This is a genomic window from Thiothrix nivea DSM 5205 (genome assembly GCF_000260135.1).
In the GTDB taxonomy this organism is placed as follows: Bacteria; Pseudomonadota; Gammaproteobacteria; order Thiotrichales; family Thiotrichaceae; genus Thiothrix; species Thiothrix nivea.
Genome location: NZ_JH651384.1, coordinates 2,097,436 through 2,113,923, shown reverse-complemented (window position 1 = coordinate 2,113,923; position 16,488 = coordinate 2,097,436). Strand labels below are relative to the sequence as shown.

Below are 16,488 nucleotides of genomic sequence, written 5' to 3'. Positions count from 1 at the left end.
AAGTTTGGCTAGCCGCCTCGGATGGATCATGGCTGATATTGAGCAGGCCATCGAGCGTGGGCGCGAAGCGTTTGGACGTTATGCAGAGTCTGAAGACAAAAGCGAACTCAGCGCCAGCCGTGAGACCTGCCGCCAGCTCAAGGGCGTACTGGAAGTGTTGGGCGCCAATGGCGCGCATATACTCTGCCAGGAAATCGTCAGCCTGCTGGATGCATTGATCCAGGATCGGGTGGAAAATCTGCTAGCCGCCAGGGATGCTGTCGCCGAAGGCATGTTGCAGTTATCCGAATACCTTAAGCATTTGCAGGAAGGCTATGCAGATTTGCCTGTCATTATCCTGCCTACGCTGAACAACCTGCGCGCTGCCCGTGATGTTGAGTTATTGTCCGAGCACATGGTTTTCCTGCCGGAAGGCGGGCACGCCGGGAATGACCTGATTGGCACGGATGAATATATTGCCTTGCCACCTGAAAAGCGGCAGCAGGTCAGCACCAAGTTACGCTTTTTCCTGCAAAAAGCCTTGTTGGGCTGGTTCCGTAATGATCAGCCTCAGCGCATGTTACAAGCGGTGGGCAAGGTTGCCGATAACATGATCCGCCTGAACCAGTCACGGCGCTTGCGTTCGTTGTGGTGGATCAGTGCTGGTCTGGCCGCGGCGCTGGAAAACGGGCGGCTGGAGCACGGTGTGGCGGTCAAGATGCTGATGGGTCGTCTGGAACGGGAAATCCGCCGTTTTGGCGAGCAGGGTGAAGAGCGTTATGAGCGTGGCCTGCCGGATGAGTTGATTAAAAACCTGCTGTATTACATCGGTTTGGCGGATAGTGGCGAAGAGGTCACCGATCAGGTCAAGGCTGCTTACCACTTGGATGTCTATTTGCCCCGTGGTGAAACCCTGTCGGAATTGCGCCAGTATTACACCACACCTGGGCGTGATCTGTGGCGCGCGGTATCCACTTCGGTAACAGATGAATTACGTGGTTTGCAAACCATTCTTGACGGTATGCAGGATAAAACGCGGCAACCGGAACTGTTGGGCAAACTGGCGGACAAGACCGGTAGCCTGACCAGCACCCTGGCGATGCTGGGTTTGGGACGTGCTGCCGAGCTGACGGCTGACCTGGTAGAAACCTTGCAGGCCAAAGCGGCCAGTGGCCAGGCGCAGGATTTTGACGCCATGCTGCAAATCAGTACCCACTACGCCAAGCTGGAGAAAATTTTGGCTGAATACGCAGAAACCGGCCATGACCTGACCGACAATGTATTCAGTCAGGACGGCGACACCCAGGATCCTTCCGGTGAGCGCAGTCTGTTACGCACCACCCTGACCGAGCTGGGTAAGGCGCAGTCACGCACGGTGGCTTTCTACAAGGAAGGGTGGGCGTTTGTTTGTCTGGAAGAGGTGGTTGCCTCGCTGGAAAATATCAGTGGCGCGTTAAAAGTGGCTGATACCGACGAGTTACTGCCAATGGTTGATACCGCCCTACGCTACGTCAGGGAGGATCTGCTGGCTCAGAACCGGGAGCCGTCACAGGAAGAATTGTCCACGTTTGCGGATATTTTAACCTTGTTTGAGGCATCGGTTTCTGCCCGCCTGCAAAATGAAGACTATCTGTCGTTGTTGCCCACCGGTTTCGCCAAGTTGCGTGAACTTGATGGGTTTAGCCAACTGGATTTGCTGGCCGACGTGGATCTGGACGAAGTGGAAGCCGAGGCCGAAGCAAAAAAAAAAGCGCAACAGTCGATGTCGACGAACCTTTACCAACGCTTCCGGAACCCGAACCTTTCCAGTCTGGCAACAGTCTGATTGCCGAGGATACCTCTCCCGGTCTGCGTGATGCGTTGGGGGAGGAAATCTTCGAGATTTTCACAGAAGAAGTGACCGACATTTGCCAGAATCTGACAATTCTTCACCCGCAGTGGGATAAGGCGCGGGAAAACCGTAACTTGCTGATTGAAATCCGGCGTGCTTTCCACACCCTCAAAGGTAGCGGTCGGATGGCAGGCGCATTTGCGCTAGGCGATTTTGCCTGGGTGCACGAGGATTTGCTGAATCATGTGCTGTCGGGGGGGATACCCGCCACTGACAGGGTATCACGGCAGATTGGCAAGGCTGTCGCTGAACTCCGGGCGCAGTTACCTTTATTCCTGCAGGCCCAGCAGAAAACCGATCAGGTTAGCGCCTTGATCGCGGAGGCCGAGGCGGTCATCGCTGATGCTGGAGAGGAAATCACCGATTTTGCAGAGATGGCCGGGTCGGATGATCCGGAAGTGCTGGATTTCTCTTTGGCTCCACTGCCCGATGAGCCGGTTACGCCTGCTGCCCCGACGGCTGACCGGGTGGAAATAGCAATGCCGGATTTCGCGGTTGTTGCTTTGTCTGACGAAAACTCAGCGGATTTTGAGCCTGCTGTTGCACCGGTAGTGCCCGCCGAGGATGAGGAAGTATTTGATTTTCTCTCGCCAGTCGCTGAGGAACCGGCAGTCTTGCCAGCCATTGAGCCGGATTTCACCCTGGAGCCGGAGCCGGAGCCGGAGCCGGAGCCGGAGCCGGAGCCGGAGCCGGAGCCGGAGCCGGAGCCGGAGCCGGAGCCGGAGCCGGAGCCGGAGCCAGAGCCAGAGCCAGAGCCAGAGCCAGAGCCAGAGCCAGAGCCAGAGCCAGAGCCAGAGGATGACACGGAATCACGCCTCATCTGGCAATTGTTCTGGGAGGAAGCGCCTGAACAGCTCCAGTCCCTCGACCTGAACTTGCAAAATCTGCGTGACAGACCGTATGACATGGAGGTGATCCGCGAGCTGGAGCGCGAATTCCACACCCTCAAAGGTGGGGCACGCATGGCGCAACTGACCGTTATGGCGGATGTCAGCCATGAAGCGGAAAACCTGTTGTGTGGGTTGGCTGGTGCGGGGCAGGAGGTCAGTTTTGCAGATATTGAGCAATTGCAGCAAGCAGTTGACCAGTTACACAACCTTGCAGATGGTTACCGGCAGCAAACCGCACCGCCATCACCAAAACCAGTACCCGCTGCCGACCTGCCGATTCTTGAGGAGGTTGAATGGCCACCGCTGGATGATACCGAAGAAAGTAGTGCACCTGGCGTGGAGGCTGAAGGGCCTGTTCCGGTGGCAGAGGCGTGGGCACGCCAGCGGTCAGGCCAGACCGAATCCGGCAGCATGTTGGAACAATTATTGTTGGAACAGGCGGAAAACTTGCCGGATATCACGGTTCTCGACAGTGCCGTCCGCCCATCTGCTGCTGGTGAAGCAGCCGAACCTGCCAGCCCAGCCAGTGTGGGCAGCCACGAAACTATCCGCCTGTCAGCGCTGTTTGTGGATGGCCTGATTGACCGGGTGGTCGAACTCAATGTGCAACAGGTGCAAATGTCCGAACACCTCAGCAGCATGGGTATGGATGTGGAGGAACTGGTGCGCACAGTAGCCCGTTTGCGCCAGCAAGTCCGTGCACTGGAGCTGGAAAGTGAAGCGCAGATTCACGACGGGCGCAGCAAACGTTTGCAGAGCCGCGCAGCCAGGGATGGTTTCGACCCGCTGGAAATGGATCAGTACGCCGAAGTCCAGCGTATTTCCCGCTCATTGGCGGAAAGCCTGAACGATCTGGTGAACCTGGAAGCGGATCTGGCCGGGCAGGTACGCAAGGGCGAGCAATTGCTGCAAGGGGACATGCGCACCACCCGCAAGTTGCAACAGGAATTGCTCAATACCCGACTCGTGGCTGTGACCATGTTGGTGCCGCGCTTGCGCCGCCTCACCCGGCAGGTGGCAGGTGAATTGGGCAAGCAAGTAACACTGGAGGTACAGGGTGAAGAATGCGAGCTAGACCGCAATCTGCTACAGCACATGACAGCCCCACTGGAGCACCTGATCCGCAATGCCATTTCCCACGGCATCGAAATGCCGGAACAACGCGAGCAGCAGGGCAAGCCGCGCACCGGCAACATTACCCTGAGCGTAAGCCGCGATGATTCCGAAATTGTGATCCGCTTCCGCGATGACGGCTGCGGTCTTAACCGGCAGCGCCTGCTGGAAAAGGCTGTCGCCATGGGCATTGCCGATGCTGGTCAGGAGCTGCCGGATGAGGAGTTGCACCGGTTGATCCTGCGTCCTGGTTTTTCCACTGCGCCAACGGTCAGCCAGATTGCCGGGCGCGGTATCGGCATGGATGTGGTGTATTCGGAACTGAAAGCCTTGGGCGGCAGCCTGCAAATCGAGTCCCACCCCAATGAGGGGGTAGAGTTTGTTATGCGCCTGCCATTTACGCTGGTGGTAAACCCGGTGTTGCTGGTGGAAGCACAAGCACAGGTGTTCGCCTTGCCCATCAATGGCGTGCAGGGTCTGGCGCGCCTGTCAGGCCAGCAGGTTCAGGCGGCGTTGCAGGCGAAAGATGCCACGTTGGAGTTTGCTGGCGAACAATATCGGTTGCGCCATCTGGCCGACTGGCTGGGGACGCCGCACGGGGATCAGCCCTGGGCAGTGGATGAGCGCTTCCCGACAGTGTTTGTGCAAATGCAGGGGCAGGCGGTGGCTTGGGTGATCGACCGCATCCGTGGGCGACGCGAGGTGGTGTTGCAGCCGTTGGGTGGCCTGTTCAAGGACTGCCGCCTGTATTCGGCGGCCACGGTTGCGCCGGATGGTAGAGTCTTCTTAGTACCGGATATGGCGGAACTGGCGCGCCTGAGCACTGACGAGCAAATCACCCCACCGGAGGAGACGGTTGTGCTGGAAGAGCCGCAGGAGCCATCAGGGCCTCCCCGGGTTTTGGTGGTGGATGATTCCATTACCGTGCGGCGGGTGACGGAAAAATTCCTCAGTAGCCGCGAATATCAGGTCTTTACGGCCAAAGATGGCATGGAGGCGCTGGAGAGGATGGCTGAATTCCAGCCAGATGTGGTGTTGCTGGATATTGAAATGCCGCGCATGGATGGGTTTGAACTGCTGGGGCATTTGCGGCGCGACCCGCAGTGGGCGCGTTTGCCGGTGATCATGATCAGTTCCCGTACTGCGCAGAAGCACCGCGAACATGCGGGCGCGCTGGGGGCTACCGGTTTCCTCGGCAAACCTTACCAGAACGAGGTGCTGCTGGATGCAATCGGGGATGTGCTGGCAAGCGGCCATGAGCCTGACAATTCACATGCCTGGGAGGATGTTACTGCATGAAACACAGCTACGAACCGGCCATCAAGAGCCTGATTGTGCGTTTGCATAAGGGTAATCTGGTGTTGCCCCTCAACTTGATGGCGGAACTGGTGACAGGCAGCGAGCTGGCCCCATCCATGCATCCGGGGGTGGAGGGTTGGCTGCACTGGCGTAACCGGCAGATTCCGGTGGTGTCGCTGGAGTCCCTGTGCATGGCGGAGGAGGCGGGGGAGTCGGATGAGGGCAAGTGCCTGATCCTGCATACGGTGTCAGCCTTGCCGGGTCTGCCTTTCATCGCCTTGCGGGTACAGGGTGGGCTGAATACGCTGGAAATCCTGCCTGATACCTTGCGTGATGACCACAGTGGCAATGTGCAACGCTGCCCTTACGTAGCGAGGCAAGTGAGGGCTTCGCATCTGCTGTGCTTTATTCCGGATTTGCCCGCGATTGAGGCGGCGGTGGCGGAAGTGCTGCAACTGACGGCGGAACAGCGGGAGCCGTTGCTGTCAGAGTAACACCAGCGCCAGTAGCACTATCAGGATAAAGCTCATAGCGACGCCGGTGTGGAAGCTGTTGTGGGTGGAAAGCTGATCCATGAACGCGCTTTTTTCGGCGATGTTGCGCATCAGTTCCACCCGGGTCTGGACATTGAGGGTTTCGGGCTTTTCAAAGTGGGCTTCACCACCTTTCAGGTTGATCAGCGGGATCAGCATATTGATGTTGAGGTGAGCCTGGATGGCGTCCTGGGTAGGGCTATCGTAATTGAGTAACCAGGGGGCGGCGTATTCAAAAGCTTCCTTGATAAAATTTTCGCGTAGTTTTTCTTGGCAGGTCTTGAGGATGGCACGGTTGGTTTCGAGGGCTTTCAGCAAATCATCCAGCGGCATCATCGGCATCGGGGCGCTGGAATGGACATAATAGTCCCTGTCACGCACGGTGACCTTGACAGTGCCAGCGTAATTACCCGGAAGGCTTGTTTCTTTCTTCTCGCCCATAGTCGTCACATTCAATACAGATAAGTTGGTTGTTATTGCTATCGATTCTGAAGGCGCTTAACTGGCCACCCCATACACAGCCAGTATCCAGCGCAATGACTTGATTTGCCTGATAATAACCCAATGTAGACCAATGTCCAAAGATTGTGGTCAAATTTAAGTCGTATCGGTTTGGATACTGGAACCAGGGAATAAGTTCCGTGGCGGGTATGGCATGGCCTTCTTGGGCAGGTGGCCTGCCCTTGGCCTGGAATTCCAGGCTGCCATCCGGGCGGCAGTAGCGCATACGGGTAAAGGCGTTGAGGATGTAGCGGTGGCGGTCATGGCCAGACAGGTTTGGGCTCCAGTCATCTGGCTGGTCGCCGTAAACCTGGGGCAGCCAGGTGGCGACAGTGGGGCTGCGGAGTTCCTGCTCGACTTCCCGTGCACAGGCTTGTGCGGTGGCCAAATCCCACACGGGTGGAATGCCGGCATGGCTCATGGCATAGCCCAGCGTCTGGTCGACGTAAAAGATGGGCTGTTGGCGCAGCCACTGGATCAGGTCGGCGTAATCGGGGGCTTCCACCAGCGTTTGCATACTTCTGTGTGGTTTGCGCAAGCCGTAAAAGGCGGCAATCAGGCTGATGTCGTGGTTGCCTAGCACACAGATGGCGGCATCGCGCAGGGAGCGTACAAAACGCAAGGTTTCCAGCGATTGCTTGCCACGGTTGACCAGATCGCCGCAGATCCACAGGGTGTCGCGGAAGGGGTCGAAGCGCAGCTTGTCCAGCAGGCGCATGAAGGGGTCGTAACAGCCTTGCAGGTCGCCAATTGCGTAAATCGCCATAGTGCTTTTCCAAATAAAAAAGGCATCCCGAAGGATGCCTGTCAATCAATAAATGTCCAATGGAGAATATTTATTCTTGGCCTGTCAGGCTCATCAGGAACTGGACAATATACCAGAACATCAAACCGACGCTGGAGAACAGCGCCAGCGAAGCGGCCACGTGTTGCCCGCTATTGTATTCATGGATGATGTTGGAGGTGGTGTACAGCACCGATGCAGCGGCAAATATAATCATGATGCCGGAGAATAGCGCGCCGAGGGTGAAACCAAACAGGATGCTGGTGGCAATGACACCCAGCGCAATCCAGCCGCCGATACTGAGGGCCGGCCCCAGGAACGAGAAGTTCTTGCGGGTGGTGAAAGCGGTGAAGGTGAGGCCGCCGACCAGCATCAGCGTCAGCAAGCCGGCATGGCTCAGCACATCAGGCGCTCTGGCGAGGGCGATGTAAATCAGCGGCATGAAGACAACGGCTTCCGCCACCACGAACAGACCCAGCCCGGCGTACTGCATTTCTTTGGAGATGGCGGAATGTGCCCAGTTATTGGCGACGTAGGAAACCGCCATAAACAACCCCATTACCACTAGCCACATCCACATGCTGCCACTCAGCAGGTGCGTGAAGGATTCGGCGATGCCGGACTGGATCAGCAGGGTTTCGACCCCGACAAATGCCAGGATGGCACCGCCCAGGTGCAGATAGGTGCGGCGGATGAAGCCCGCGCGTTCGCTTTCGCTTGCATTGGCGACCACTACGCCAGAATGGATGTCCAAATGCGCCATTGTTTGACTCCCTTGAAGTTGTTCAAATCACGGGTAACATGATTACATACGCACGGCCATCGGGCTAATTCCCATTCCAGACAGGGTTTGTTGCCATTTCTGCATCATGTCAGGCGAACTGGCGGGGCCAAGGCGTACCCGGAACCAGACAGTGCCATTCACGCTGGCTTGTTCCACGCGGGTAGTGAGGCCGCTGCGTTTCAGGCGTTTTTGTATGTCGCTGGCTTGATCAGCGGTTTTGTAGGAGCCGATCTGGAAGCCGTTGAAGCCGGTCGGAACTGCCGGGGCAGGCTGGTTTTCCGCTTTTTTATCCGCCTTGCTGCTGGCCTGTTTGGCGGCAGCCTGTTGTTCGGCCTGCACGGACGCGGGAATGTCAATTTCCAGCTGCGGCAGCACGGCATGGTAGCTGAAACCGGGGATTTCATCTGTGGTTGCTTCGTCAGCAGTGGCAGGTGTGTCCATCTGGCTGGTTTCACCAGGCTGGGCAGGTTGTATCCCGGAACCCGCGTCAGCGGCGGCGATACTCATATCGGCGCTGGGTTGTAATGCGGTTGTGGTGGGCGCATCTTCTTTATGGGCAAGGGCATACATGCCTGCGCCAACCAGCAGGCCGATGGCTATGCCGCCTGCCATCCAGCCCATGCCGTATTGTCCAAAAACGCTTTCGGATACCGCCTGTTTTTTGAAATCTTTGGTCATCGTCGGAGCCTCGATCGTTGGAGTATATTTGCCAGTATAGCAAAAACTCTAAGTATTAATAACTTAAGTGATAACTTTTAAGTAATATCTAGCTAAAATCAATGGGGTCAACGTCTACAGACCAGCGCACACTGGAACGGCCCGGAATATTGCCTTCTGCGTGTAGCAGGTGCTGCAAGGCCGTATGTAGCCGCGCCCGCTGGCGGCTGGTGAGCAGTAACTGGGCGCGATAGCGGTTGGCGCGTTTCTCGACCGGAGCAGGTATTGGCCCTAGCCGTTGCACACCTGAAACGTCAGTACCAGTCAGCAACTGGCTGACCCGTTCCAAGAATTGCAAGGCTTTTTCCATGCTGGCAGTGCTGCTGGCGCGGATCAATGCTTGATGGCCGAACGGCGGAAAATGCCAGCGTTTACGGTCTTCCAGCAGTTGCCGGGCGAAAGGCGTGTAACCGTGGCCGATCAGTTGGTGCAACAGGGGGTTGTCCGGCTGGCTGGTTTGTAGGATGACCTTGCCCGGTTTTTGCGCCCGCCCGGCCCGCCCGGCGACTTGTACCAGTAACTGGCCGAGGCGTTCCAGCGCCCGGTAGTCAGTGCTGAGCAACGAATGGTCGATGTCGAGGATCACCACCAGGGTCAGGTTGGGGAAATCATGCCCCTTGGCCAGCATCTGGGTTCCCACCAGGATCAGCGGTTCATTGCCGCGCACGGTGGCGAGCTTGTCTTCGAGTTCGCCCTTGCGGCTGGTGGTGTCGCGGTCGATGCGTACCACTTGGAATTCCGGGAACGTGCTTTGCAGGCTCAGTTCCAGCCGTTCGGTGCCTTGCCCCTGGGTGGTGAGCTTGGGGTTGTGGCAGGTCGGGCATTGCGCCGGGGTGGCTTGTTCCGCGCCACAATGGTGACAAACCAGCTTGTTGCGGCGGGCGTGCCAGGTCATGTTGACGCTGCAATGTTTGCAACTGGCCTGCCAGCCGCAGGCGGGGCAGAACAGCGCGGGGGCGAAACCGCGCCGGTTGAGGAACACCATGGCTTGCTCACCGCGTGCCAGGGTTTGGCGGATGGCCTGCAAGCTGGCTGGCGTCAGCCCAGCCTGTAGTTCAAACGGGCGCGTGTCCTGGATTTGCAGTTCCGGTGTGAGCGTGGCTCCGGGGCGTTGGTTGAGGCGGATGTAATGGAAGCGCCCCGCCTGGGCATTGTAAAGCGTTTCCAGCGCGGGGGTGGCACTACCGAGAATGATGGGGATGCCGAGCATTTGCGCCCGCTTGATGGCGAGGTCGCGGCCATGATAGCGGAAGCCTTCCTGTTGTTTGAGGGAGGTGTCGTGTTCCTCATCAATCACGATCAGGCCGAGTTGGGGCGCTGGGGTGAAAATGGCTGAGCGTGTGCCGATGATGATGCGTGCTTGCCCGCTGCGCGCTTGCAGCCAGGCTTGCAGGCGCTCGCCGTCACTGAGGCCGGAATGCAGGCAAACCAGTGGCAGCGTACCGAAAAATTGCCGGAAGCGTAGCAGCAGCTGTGGGGTCAGGCCGATTTCCGGCACGATTACCAGCGCTTGCTGGCCGGCGGTGACCAGGGGCGCGATCAGGCGCAGGTAGATTTCGGTCTTGCCGCTACCGGTGATGCCGTGTAACAGAACGGGGTACGGCTTTTTGTGTTGGTTCCATTGCTGGATGCTGAGCAGGCACTGTTCTTGTTCATTGGTGAGGGGGAAAACGCTTTCCGGCACGGCGATGGCTGTCGGCTTTTGTGCGGCGGGGAGCAGGAGTTTCTGCATCCGGCTGGACAGCGGCTTGGGCTTGCGCAAGGCAACTGGCAGGGCGTTGAAGATCACTTCGCCTGGCGGGTGATGGTAATAACGGGTAGCCCATTGCAGCAATTCCAGCAAGTGTGTGTCGGGTAAGGGGAGCTGGTCAAGGGTGGCGGTGATGGGCTTAAGTGCGAAAGCGTTGTCGGTTGGTTCCTCCCATGTTTCTGTCTTGATGACCATGCCAACGACCTGTTGCTTTCCCAGTGGCACAACTGTGCGGATGCCGGGAGCCAGGGTTTGCCCGTCTGGGAGCGAATACGTGAGCAGGGAGGGCAGTGGGCGCGGGATAGCAATTTGTGCAACAAGGTGGTTTTGGTTCATGCCTCAAGTGTAACGGAATTGCCAATGGGAGGGGCGGGGGTTTTGTGGGTAGAAGTTGCCGCGTTTTAGGCAAAACCTTAACAAACCCTTGCTGTATCAGTAGAAATTCCGGTTATACACAGAACCTGTGGATAACTCTGTGGAAGAACTGCGGAAAGATGCCTGTAGCCCTTGTGTGGCAAGCACTTTTCCGAATTGATTAATTATTAATCAGTTACTATTTATATTTTAAAATCAATAATTTATTTATTAATGCCCGGGTGTGTATGAATGGCTATAAGAAAAATATGAATATACGGTTATGGTGTGGACAACTCATAAAAAAGCCCGGATAAACCGGGCTTTTTTCCTGATTGTCAAGACTTGACGTTCATAATTCCTTAATATTTGTAATCAATTCGTTCGCAACTGCTTGGCCATCACCATACAGCATCCGGCAGTTGTCGGCGAAGAACAGGTGGTTCTCAATGCCGGAGAAACCAGCCCCCTGGCCACGCTTGACCACGATCACGTTTTTGGCGTAATCAGCGTTGAGGATCGGCATCCCGTAAATCGGGCTGCTGGGGTCGGTACGTGCTACCGGGTTCACCACGTCGTTCGCGCCGATGACCAGTGCCACATCAGCAGTCTTGAACTCTTCGTTGATTTCGTCGAGGTCATAGATGATGTCATACGGCACACCCGCTTCCGCCAGCAATACGTTCATATGACCCGGCATACGGCCTGCGACCGGGTGGATGGCGAATTTGACCGTGACGCCGCGTTCCTGCAACTGCTTGGTCATTTCCCAAATCTTGTGCTGGGCTTGCGCGACCGCCATGCCGTAGCCAGGAATGATGATGACTTTTTCAGAGAACGCCATCATGATGGCGGCATCCGGCGCTTCGATGGCTTTCATGCTGCCGGTGACTTCCTGGGCTTCGCCGCCGCCTTCGCCAAAGTTGCTGAACAGCACGTTGGAAATCGGGCGGTTCATGGCTTTGGCCATCAGTTGCGTCAGCAGCGTACCGGCGGAGCCGACCACGATCCCAGCAATCATCATGGCAGGGTTTTCCAGTACGAAGCCTTCAAAGCCAACCGCAAGGCCGGTGAAGGCGTTGTAGAGGGAAATGACCACCGGCATATCCGCGCCCCCGATGGGCAGCGTCATCATTACGCCGAAAGCCAGTGCCAGCGCGAAGAACAGGAACAGGGTGAACATGCCATAATCCGTGCCGCTGGTGGCAATGCCTAAACCCATCCACGCGACTACCACGAATATGGCGGCATTGATACGCTGCTGGTTTTTGAAGCGGATAGCGCCACGCAACTGTTTGATACCTTGCAGTTTACCAAATGCGATCAGCGAGCCGGAGAAGGCCACCGAACCGATCAGCGCGCCGAAAATGGCCAGCAGTTGCACCAGCGGATCCATCGGTTCGCGCTTGATCAGTTCCACCGCCGCAATCGCTGCCGCCGCGCCGCCGCCCATGCCGTTGTAGAGCGCAATCATCTGCGGCATGTCGGTCATGGCGACTTCCTTGCCGGTTTTCCATGCCAGCCCGCCACCAATGGCGATGCCGAGGAAAATCAGCAGGTAGTTGCTGTTGACATGTGGGTGGGCGAAGGTAATCAAGGTGGCCAGCACCATGCCCACGCCTGCCCAGACGATGCCGCGCCGCGCCGTAACCGGTGAGGACATTTGCTTCAGGCCGATAATAAACAACACCGCAGCGGCGAAATAAAAGATTTCCACAAACAGGTTCATGGCTTATTTCTCCCCCTTGCTGCTTTTGAACATGTCCAGCATCCGCTCGGTGACGACGTAGCCACCGACGGCGTTGCCTGCCGCCAGCACCACGGCGATGAAACCGACCAGTTGCTCCATGCCATCTTCTGCTTGCCCCAGCACTACCATTGCGCCGACCAGCACGATGCCGTGGACAAAGTTGGAACCCGACATCAGCGGGGTGTGCAGGATGACCGGTACTTTGGAAATCACTTCATAGCCGGTGAAAGCCGCCAGCATGAAGATGTAAAGCGCGATAAAACCGTCCATTATGCTGCTCCTTCAACCAGTTGGCGGATGGATTCGTTCATGATTTTGCCCCCATGCGTCAGCAGTGCGCCTGCAATGACCTCATCCTCGAAATCCGGCTGGTATTGGCCGTCTTTCAGCATCGGGCTGAGGAAATTGAACAGGTTTTTGGCGTACATTTCGGAAGCATGTACCGGCACCTGACTGGGTACGTTCAAGGGGGCATGGATGGTGACGCCGTTATGGACAATGGTTTGTCCCGGCTGGGTCAGGGTGCAGTTACCGCCACCTTCTGCCGCCAGGTCAATGATGATCGCGCCGGATTTCATGCCGTCAACGGTAGATTCCGGAATGATTTTCGGCGAAGGGCGGCCCGGCACGGCAGCCGTGGTGATCAGCACGTCGGCAGTGGCAATGTGTTTCGCCAGTTCATCCTGCTGCTGCTGTTTTTCTTCGGCGGTCAGTTCGCGGGCGTAACCGCCTGCACCTTCGGCCTTGATGCCCAGTTCGATGAATTTTGCGCCGAGCGATTGCACCTGTTCCTTGGTGGCGGAACGCACGTCATAGCCTTCCACCACTGCGCCCAGACGACGGGCGGTGGCGATGGCCTGCAAGCCTGCCACGCCTGCCCCGATCACGATCACCTTGGATGGGCGGATGGTGCCGGCAGCGGTCGTCAGCATCGGGAAAAAGCGTGGGCACAGGTCTGAACCCATGATGGCCGCTTTGTAACCGGCGACGGCAGCCTGGGAAGACAACACATCCATCGCCTGCGCGCGGGAAATACGCGGGATCAGTTCCATAGCGTAGGCAGTAATGTTTTTGGCTTTGAGCGCCGCTACCAGTTCCGGGAACTTGTACGGCTGCAAGGAACCGATCAGCACATCGCCTTCTTTCAGTAGGGCGATTTCCTCGGCGGAAGGTGGTTGTACTTTTAGCACGATGTCCGCCTGTTGGTAGAGTTCCGCAGCGGAAGGGACAATGGTTGCGCCCGTGAAGGCAGCATCAGGAATGTGCGCCGCACTGCCTGCCCCGGCTTCGACCAGGACTTCCGCCCCCAGTTTGCCGAGCTTGGCGATGACACTGGATTCCATGGCAACCCGGCGCTCGCCCTCGGCAGTTTCCCTGGGCACAGCCACTTTGATTGACATAATGTATCTTCTCCAGAAGGATGTGGTGAACATGCGGACGGGAAAAAGCGCGACCCGGCCAAAAAATAAAGGCAAGTATATTAGCTGAATATTAGAAAAGAATGAAATGTTTCATGCGGGCGCAAAAAAGCCGGGTCAAGCCCGACTTTTTTGCATCAATGCAGCTTCATATAGAAACTGATTGATGATGGTGCTTAGCGAGTACCGGAAGCAGTCACGTCAACACGGCGGTTGGCAGCGCGGCCAGCCTTGGTGCTGTTGTCCGCAATTGGCTGGGATTCGCCACGGCCAGATGCCTGGATGGCAGCAGCCGGAACACCTTTGCTAACCAGATAGTTGGCGACAGAAGCAGCGCGCTTTTCAGACAGGGTCTGGTTGTAAGCGTCGGAACCAACGCTGTCAGTGTGGCCGACCACGCTGATACCGGTCACTTTCGCGCCTGCCAGGCTACCGAGGAACTGATCCAAGCTGGCTTTACCGGCTGGTTTCAGGTCTGCCTTGTCGAAGTCGAAGTTGGTGTCAGCGCTCAGGCTCAAACGCTGGATTGGCGCAGGAGCCGGGGCAGGAGGTGGGGGGGGCGGAGGAGCTGGGGCTGGCTCAGGAGCCGCTTCGCAGCCTTCTGGCATACTGCCGTATTGAGCCTTGACGCAAGTGCCTTCAACGCTGTTCTTGACGGCTTCGCCGGAACCGTTCTGGACGTATTTGCCGTCTTCTGCGTATGCAGTGGTGGCCATCATGGCTGCCATCAGGGCAGCAATGCTGATGCCTGCAACTTTCTTCAGAGTCATTGTGATCTCCTTAAGCCTAATTATGGTTTACATTGTTGAGTCTTAATGCTTCCGCAAGCCCGGAATATTGATTCTGATTGCAGGAAGCTAATTCGTGACAGAGTGTCTTAAATATACAACAACCGCCCCGATTATAGGTTACTTTGGTGTTAAGTGACCATAGTTTGGCAGGATTTTTCTTGGAACAGGTAAACAGCCCCTCCCCCTGTGCGGTGGAGAGGGGCTGGAACCCTGCGTAAATAACGGAATATCCGACAGGTTTATTACTTCTGGTACTGTTGCATGGTGGCACGGGAAGCCGGATCCATCTGTACCCTGCCTTTGTAGTTGCCTTTTGCCTTGACTTTAGGGACTACAGGCACATGCGCGCGCGGGGTTGGCACTGGCGCTGGCGCGGCCACAGGTGCTGGGGCTGCTGGGGCGGCTTCGCAGCCGTCTACCATGTTGCCATACATGGCCAATACGCAGCTTTCTTCCACGCTGTTTTTGACGGCTTGGCCATCACCGTTCTGGAGGTATTTGCCATCGTGAGCCTGGGCAGTTGTTGTCATCATCATAGCAACCATGCTGCTGCCAATAATTGTTTTCAGAGTCATGTTGAGCTCCTTCAAGTCTGTTTTGAGTTCAATAAGTCGGGTTGTGCTTTATCTTTAAGCGTAGCATTCATACCACAATTGTGTATATTGCACGACAAACGCACAATACGCTACAGGTTAATGTGATGCAAGGCAAAAACGGATGAAGTTATATGGGTATCAATGAATTGCTGAATCTTATGGTACGTTTGCGCGACCCTCAGACGGGTTGCCCATGGGACATTAAGCAAACTTGGCAGACCATTTTGCCGCATACGCTGGAGGAGGTGTATGAGGTGGCGGATGCGGTGGATCGGGGTGATGCTGCCGCCTTGCGCGACGAGTTGGGCGATTTGCTGTTCCAGGTCGTGTTCATGGCACAAATTGCCAGCGAGCAGGGTTTATTTGATTTCAACGATGTGGCGCAAGGGATTACGGACAAGATGATCCGGCGTCATCCGCATGTTTTTGGCAATGCGGTGTTTGCCGATGAAGGCGAGCAGAAGCAGGCGTGGGAAAGCATCAAGCAGGATGAGCGCTCCGGCAAAGAGTCGGAATCCGGTTTTTTTGCCGGTATCCCGGCAGCCATGCCAGCCTTGCGTCGTAGCCAGAAAATCCAGCAGCGGGCTGCCAGGGTGGGTTTCGACTGGGATGATTGGCGGCAGGTAATCCCCAAAATTCATGAGGAACTCGATGAAGTCGTGGATGCTGTGGACACCGGCGATCCTTTCAGCCGCATTGAGGAAGAAGTGGGTGATGTACTGATGGGGGCAACCAATCTGGCGCGCCTGTTGGGGGTAAATGCGGAAAATGCCTTGCGCCTTTCCAACCGTAAGTTCGAGCAGCGTTTCCAGCGGGTGGAAAGCCTGTTGTTGGCGCAGGGGTTTACCCTTGAGGATGCGCGTCTGGAACAAATGGAAAGTGCGTGGAATATGGCCAAGCTGGAAGAAAAGCGACAAGCGGCGGGTAAAACCGCATGAAAAACAACGCCCCCGATGAACGGGGGCAGTCAACACGGGCTAAAATTATTATTATGGATTTATTGTTATTATTGTTCTCAACCACCTGACTCCGGATAAAGCGCCCCGCGTTATCCGCGGGGGGCAGAAGAGTCGAGGTATGGCCAGGCGCTTTATTGTTGTTAATGCTTATGCCTGCTCTCTACCTCTTGGGGCTTGCTGGTAAATGCTTTCCTTAACCCTTTCTTGTTGTTTTTGTCGTCCCTTGCAGACATTCAGGTCTTCATGCCGTCTCAGCCTGTGCTATGGTAGTTGCAACCCCTGTGCCAAACGATTAATCGTGCCTCTATATAATTAATTTTATTAATTAATATCGAGTGTTTGCTAATGGGACGAACCGGGGTAATAACTGGCTAGGCTG

14 protein-coding genes are annotated in these 16,488 nt (G+C 56.4%); 4 read left to right on the top strand and 10 right to left on the bottom strand.

Translation table 11 applies throughout. The annotated features are described in order from the left end of the window. Positions 1-28 precede the first annotated feature (28 nt). Genes THINI_RS10525 through THINI_RS10515 form a run of 3 tightly spaced genes read left to right on the top strand, consistent with a single transcriptional unit; the run spans position 29 to position 5,666 of the window. Positions 29-1,804, top strand: coding sequence for a FimL-related protein (locus THINI_RS10525; protein ID WP_154724393.1), 1,776 nt, complete (start codon positions 29-31; stop codon positions 1,802-1,804). Between the two features lie 35 nt (positions 1,805-1,839). Then, a complete protein-coding gene (locus THINI_RS10520) occupies positions 1,840-5,172 on the top strand; it encodes a response regulator (protein ID WP_002708578.1) in 3,333 nt (1,110 codons plus the stop codon). Continuing rightward, positions 5,169-5,666 (top strand): chemotaxis protein CheW, encoded by a 498-nt coding sequence (locus tag THINI_RS10515; protein WP_002708577.1) that lies wholly within the window; start codon positions 5,169-5,171, stop codon positions 5,664-5,666. Before THINI_RS10520 ends, THINI_RS10515 begins: the two co-directional genes overlap by 4 nt. Here the strand turns inward: THINI_RS10515 and THINI_RS10510 are convergent. From THINI_RS10510 to THINI_RS25995, 10 genes are all read right to left on the bottom strand, one after another. After that, the gene (locus THINI_RS10510) at positions 5,658-6,146 is read right to left on the bottom strand and encodes a hypothetical protein (protein WP_002708576.1); all 489 of its coding nucleotides are present in this window, start codon (positions 6,144-6,146) and stop codon (positions 5,658-5,660) included. The genes THINI_RS10515 and THINI_RS10510 overlap by 9 nt on opposite strands. After that, a complete protein-coding gene (locus THINI_RS10505; protein WP_002708575.1) occupies positions 6,112-6,972 on the bottom strand; it encodes a symmetrical bis(5'-nucleosyl)-tetraphosphatase in 861 nt (286 codons plus the stop codon). The genes THINI_RS10510 and THINI_RS10505 overlap by 35 nt, the downstream gene beginning before the upstream one ends. Positions 6,973-7,042: 70 nt before the next feature. Further along, positions 7,043-7,753 (bottom strand): Bax inhibitor-1/YccA family protein, encoded by a 711-nt coding sequence (locus tag THINI_RS10500; RefSeq protein ID WP_002708574.1) that lies wholly within the window; start codon positions 7,751-7,753, stop codon positions 7,043-7,045. Between the two features lie 42 nt (positions 7,754-7,795). Beyond that, a complete protein-coding gene (locus THINI_RS10495; RefSeq protein WP_002708573.1) occupies positions 7,796-8,452 on the bottom strand; it encodes an SPOR domain-containing protein in 657 nt (218 codons plus the stop codon). A gap of 88 nt (positions 8,453-8,540) precedes the next feature. Beyond that, positions 8,541-10,577 (bottom strand): primosomal protein N', encoded by a 2,037-nt coding sequence (locus THINI_RS10490; protein ID WP_002708572.1) that lies wholly within the window; start codon positions 10,575-10,577, stop codon positions 8,541-8,543. 370 nt (positions 10,578-10,947) lie between these two features. Then, a complete protein-coding gene (locus tag THINI_RS10485; protein ID WP_002708571.1) occupies positions 10,948-12,324 on the bottom strand; it encodes an NAD(P)(+) transhydrogenase (Re/Si-specific) subunit beta in 1,377 nt (458 codons plus the stop codon). 3 nt (positions 12,325-12,327) lie between these two features. Beyond that, on the bottom strand, positions 12,328-12,615 hold the full coding sequence (locus THINI_RS10480; protein ID WP_002708570.1) for an NAD(P) transhydrogenase subunit alpha part 2: 288 nt from the start codon (positions 12,613-12,615) through the stop codon (positions 12,328-12,330). Next, positions 12,615-13,745 (bottom strand): Re/Si-specific NAD(P)(+) transhydrogenase subunit alpha, encoded by a 1,131-nt coding sequence (locus THINI_RS10475; protein WP_002708569.1) that lies wholly within the window; start codon positions 13,743-13,745, stop codon positions 12,615-12,617. Before THINI_RS10475 ends, THINI_RS10480 begins: the two co-directional genes overlap by 1 nt. A gap of 194 nt (positions 13,746-13,939) precedes the next feature. Beyond that, a complete protein-coding gene (locus THINI_RS10470; protein ID WP_002708568.1) occupies positions 13,940-14,533 on the bottom strand; it encodes an OmpA family protein in 594 nt (197 codons plus the stop codon). Positions 14,534-14,796: 263 nt separating this feature from the next. Then, positions 14,797-15,129 carry a hypothetical protein gene (locus tag THINI_RS25995; protein WP_002708567.1) on the bottom strand — a complete coding sequence of 111 codons (333 nt, stop codon included), beginning with the start codon at positions 15,127-15,129 and terminating at the stop codon, positions 14,797-14,799. Positions 15,130-15,281: 152 nt separating this feature from the next. Between THINI_RS25995 and mazG the strand changes: the two genes are divergently transcribed. Beyond that, a complete protein-coding gene (gene mazG, locus THINI_RS10460; RefSeq protein WP_002708566.1) occupies positions 15,282-16,088 on the top strand; it encodes a nucleoside triphosphate pyrophosphohydrolase in 807 nt (268 codons plus the stop codon). Positions 16,089-16,488 lie beyond the last annotated feature (400 nt).

Bases quoted from the DNA above. Each gene is read 5' to 3' on its own strand.
- THINI_RS25995 (WP_002708567.1), bottom strand. From the start codon at position 15,129: ATGACTCTGAAAACAATTATTGGCAGCAGCATGGTTGCTATGATGATG.
- THINI_RS10510 (WP_002708576.1), bottom strand. From the start codon at position 6,146: ATGGGCGAGAAGAAAGAAACAAGCCTTCCGGGTAATTACGCTGGCACT.
- THINI_RS10505 (WP_002708575.1), bottom strand. From the start codon at position 6,972: ATGGCGATTTACGCAATTGGCGACCTGCAAGGCTGTTACGACCCCTTC.
- THINI_RS10485 (WP_002708571.1), bottom strand. From the start codon at position 12,324: ATGAACCTGTTTGTGGAAATCTTTTATTTCGCCGCTGCGGTGTTGTTT.
- THINI_RS10515 (WP_002708577.1), top strand. From the start codon at position 5,169: ATGAAACACAGCTACGAACCGGCCATCAAGAGCCTGATTGTGCGTTTG.
- THINI_RS10470 (WP_002708568.1), bottom strand. From the start codon at position 14,533: ATGACTCTGAAGAAAGTTGCAGGCATCAGCATTGCTGCCCTGATGGCA.
- THINI_RS10475 (WP_002708569.1), bottom strand. From the start codon at position 13,745: ATGTCAATCAAAGTGGCTGTGCCCAGGGAAACTGCCGAGGGCGAGCGC.
- THINI_RS10495 (WP_002708573.1), bottom strand. From the start codon at position 8,452: ATGACCAAAGATTTCAAAAAACAGGCGGTATCCGAAAGCGTTTTTGGA.
- THINI_RS10480 (WP_002708570.1), bottom strand. From the start codon at position 12,615: ATGGACGGTTTTATCGCGCTTTACATCTTCATGCTGGCGGCTTTCACC.
- mazG (WP_002708566.1), top strand. From the start codon at position 15,282: ATGGGTATCAATGAATTGCTGAATCTTATGGTACGTTTGCGCGACCCT.
- THINI_RS10525 (WP_154724393.1), top strand. From the start codon at position 29: ATGGCTGATATTGAGCAGGCCATCGAGCGTGGGCGCGAAGCGTTTGGA.
- THINI_RS10490 (WP_002708572.1), bottom strand. From the start codon at position 10,577: ATGAACCAAAACCACCTTGTTGCACAAATTGCTATCCCGCGCCCACTG.
- THINI_RS10500 (WP_002708574.1), bottom strand. From the start codon at position 7,753: ATGGCGCATTTGGACATCCATTCTGGCGTAGTGGTCGCCAATGCAAGC.